Here is a 639-nt window from a genome sequence, read left to right as displayed (position 1 = left end):
GCACCCGCACCCGTACCCCGGGCCGGGCCTCGGCGTCGAGCTCCTCGGGCACCGCGTAGTCGAAGTACTGGTCGAGGTGGAGCGCGCCCTTGTTGACCAGGACGCGGGCGACGGGCAGCTCCGGGGCGAGGGCGGCACCGCGCCAGGTGCGCGGCTTGGCCCGCGGCACCTTGGCCCTGCGCACCGTCTCCCGGATCAGCGCAAGCTGCTCCGGGGCCCCGCCTTCGGGGTCCTCGGACCGCTCGTCTTCGCTGCTCACAGCCAAATTCCTACCAGACGGCACCGACAGCGGCCCCGGCCACCGCACGCGCCGGGGCCCGGRCACCGCGTGCGGTGTCCGGGCCCCGGCGTACGGGCGAAGTGCGGTGGGCCTACAGCCCGGCCGCCGCGCGCAGCGCGTCCACCCGGTCGGTGCGCTCCCAGGTGAAGTCGGGCAGCTCGCGGCCGAAGTGGCCGTACGCCGCGGTCTGGGCGTAGATCGGGCGCAGCAGGTCGAGGTCGCGGATGATCGCGGCCGGGCGCAGGTCGAAGACCTCGCCGATGGCGTGCTCGATCTTCTCGGTGTCGATCGCGGCGGTGCCGAAGGTCTCGACGAACAGGCCGACCGGCTCGGCCTTGCCGATCGCGTACGCGACCTGG

1 protein-coding gene and 1 pseudogene are annotated in these 639 nt (G+C 74.5%); both read right to left on the bottom strand.

Annotated features, from left to right (window positions below; translation table 11 throughout):
- Positions 1-259, bottom strand: a pseudogene (locus tag EAO76_RS43370) (primosome assembly protein PriA); the annotation flags it as partial.
- A 112-nt stretch (positions 260-371) separates the two neighbouring features.
- On the bottom strand, positions 372-639 hold a 268-nt coding region (locus EAO76_RS43365), incomplete at its 5' end, for a methionine adenosyltransferase domain-containing protein (RefSeq protein WP_187439065.1).

The organism is Streptomyces sp. sk2.1 (assembly GCF_008120935.1).
In the GTDB taxonomy this organism is placed as follows: Bacteria; Actinomycetota; Actinomycetes; order Streptomycetales; family Streptomycetaceae; genus Streptomyces.
The sequence above is the reverse complement of the archived record's forward strand: the minus strand, read 5'-3'. Positions and strand labels throughout refer to the sequence as shown.